Source organism: Geminicoccus flavidas, from assembly GCF_009806515.1.
GTDB lineage: Bacteria > Pseudomonadota > Alphaproteobacteria > Geminicoccales > Geminicoccaceae > Geminicoccus > Geminicoccus flavidus.
The window spans coordinates 1-2,226 of sequence record NZ_WUJP01000845.1 but is presented as its reverse complement, the minus strand read 5'-3'; the positions used below and the strand labels follow the sequence as shown (position 1 = coordinate 2,226).

Annotated in this window: 3 protein-coding genes; all 3 read left to right on the top strand. The window is 69.0% G+C overall.

Features of this window, described 5'->3' with window-relative positions:
- A partial coding sequence (locus tag EQG76_RS24320) for an acyl-CoA dehydrogenase family protein (RefSeq protein ID WP_255476586.1) occupies positions 1 to 629 on the top strand: 629 nt, incomplete at its 5' end.
- A complete protein-coding gene (locus EQG76_RS24315; protein WP_159717165.1) occupies positions 626 to 1,699 on the top strand; it encodes an LLM class flavin-dependent oxidoreductase in 1,074 nt (357 codons plus the stop codon). The genes EQG76_RS24320 and EQG76_RS24315, both read left to right, overlap by 4 nt.
- Positions 1,700 to 1,718: 19 nt before the next feature.
- Positions 1,719 to 2,198, top strand: coding sequence for a cupin domain-containing protein (locus tag EQG76_RS24310; RefSeq protein ID WP_159717163.1), 480 nt, complete (start codon positions 1,719 to 1,721; stop codon positions 2,196 to 2,198).
- The last annotated feature ends 28 nt before the right edge of the window (positions 2,199 to 2,226 follow it).

Below are 2,226 nucleotides of genomic sequence, written 5' to 3'. Positions count from 1 at the left end.
TCCTGGTGCCGGTGCCGAGCGATGGGCTCACGATCCTGCCGAGCTGGGACCATCTCGGTATGCGCGCCACCGGTAGCCACGACGTGGCGCTGGCCGGGGTCGAGATCCCGGCAGATCACGCGCTCGATCTCCGGCCGCCGGACCAGTGGTCCTACGAGCCCGAGCCGTTCGCCTGGATCACCTTGCCGGTGGCCGCCCTCTATCATGGCATCGCCGAAGGCGCGCTCGGCTGGCTGACCGGCTATCTGCATGAGCGGCAGCCCAGCTCCTTGAGTGCGCCGCTTGCCAGCCTGCCGCGGATCCAGGCGGAGGTAGGCACCATCGAGGGGCTGCTGATGACGAGCCGCCGGCTCTTGCACGGTGCCGCAACCGAGGTCGATGCCGACAGGCCACCCGGCACCGCCGAACTCGGCCTGATCAAGCGCAGCGTTACGGCCAACGCGATCCAGGCGGTCGAGATGGCGGTGGCCCTGATCGGCAATGCTGCGCTCGACCGGAAGAACCCGCTGGAGCGCCATCTGCGCGACGTGCTCTGCGCGCGCATCCACACGCCGCAGGACGATTCGGTGCTGCTCGCCGCCGGCCGAGCCCGGCTGGACCAGACGAGCCGGAACGGGAACAGGTCATGAGCGTCAACTTCATCGGCATGATCAATGCGCGGCGAGTCTCCGAGATTCACCCGCCGACCGGCCCGGCCGTGGACAAGGACTACATCCGCCGGTTCGCGCAGGCCCATGAGGCGGGCGGGTTCGACCGGATCCTGATCGGCTACTTCACCAACGCCGCCGACACGCTGCAGGTCGCCGCCTATGCGGCCTTCGTCACCGAGCGCATCGGCCTGATGATCGCGCACCGGCCGGGCTTCACCGCGCCCACGCTCGCCGCCCGGCAGTTCGCGACGCTCGACCAGCTGAGCGGCGGCCGTGCCGCGATCCACGTGATCTCGGGCGGCGACGATGCCGACCAGCAAAAGGACGGCGACTATCTCTCCCATGCCGAGCGCTACGCGCGCACCGATGAATATGTCGACATCCTGAAGCGGATCTGGACCGCCGACCGTCCGGTCGACCACGAGGGTCCATACTACCGATTCAAGGGCGCCTTCTCCGACGTGAAGCCCGTGCAGCAGCCGCACATCCCGATCTATTTCGGCGGCTCCTCGGACGCGGCGATCGAGGTCGCCGGTCGCCATGCCGACATCTATGCGCTGTGGGGCGAGACGCTGGCCCAGGTCGAGGAAACGATCGCCAGAGTGCGCGCGGCCGCTGCCCCGCATGGCCGCAGCCCGAGATTCAGCCTGTCGTTCCGGCCGATCCTGGCGGCCACGGAGGCGGCGGCCTGGGCAAAGGCTGAGGCGATCCTGGCCGAGACCAAGCGGGTGCGCGGCCAGGCGATGCTGGGTGCCGCCCCCGATCCGGCCAACCGCGGCTCGCAGCGCCTGCTGGAGGCGGCAGCCCAGGGCACGGTGGTCGACCAGCGCTTATGGACCGCGATTGCCGCCGTCACCGGGGCGCGCGGCAACACCACCGCCCTGGTCGGCACGCCCGAGCAGGTCGCGGAGTCGCTGCTCGCCTATTACGATCTGGGGGTGACGACCTTCCTGATCCGCGGCTTCGATCCTCTGGAGGATGCCGAGCAGTATGGCCGGGAGCTTCTGCCGATCGTGCGGGCGGAAGTGGCCAGGCGGACCAGGCGATGAGCGAGGGGCCAAGGAAGCGATGAGCGACGAGACCAGGATCGACTGGCGTGAGCATGGCGTGCGGGTAGTGCCAGGGAGCAGCCTCGACACGAACACCCCGCAGACGCCGGGCATGAACCGCGCCGCTGCGATCAACTTCGCCCGGGTCGGCGCCCAGAAGATCTGGGCCGGCACCGTCACCATCCATCCGCATGCGAAGACCGGCGCGCATCACCACGGCGAACTGGAAAGCGTGATCTACGTGCTGCGCGGCAGGGCCCGGATGCGCTGGGGCAACAACCTCGAATTCACGGCCGAGGCGGGGCCTGGCGACTTCATCTACGTGCCGCCCTTCGTGCCGCATCAGGAGATCAACGCCAGCGACACCGAGCCCTTGGAATGCGTGCTGGTGCGCAGCGATCAGGAAGCAGTGGTGGTGAACCTGGACATCCCGGCCGTCGAGCAGCCCGAGACCGTGCTCTGGGTCGATCCGATCCACAAGGCGCCGCCCGCCGGGTGAGCGGCGGGCGCGCATTAACCATCAGGCC

Coding starts and splice junctions, on each gene's coding strand:
- EQG76_RS24310 (WP_159717163.1), top strand. CDS start 1,719: ATGAGCGACGAGACCAGGATCGACTGGCGTGAGCATGGCGTGCGGGTA.
- EQG76_RS24315 (WP_159717165.1), top strand. CDS start 626: ATGAGCGTCAACTTCATCGGCATGATCAATGCGCGGCGAGTCTCCGAG.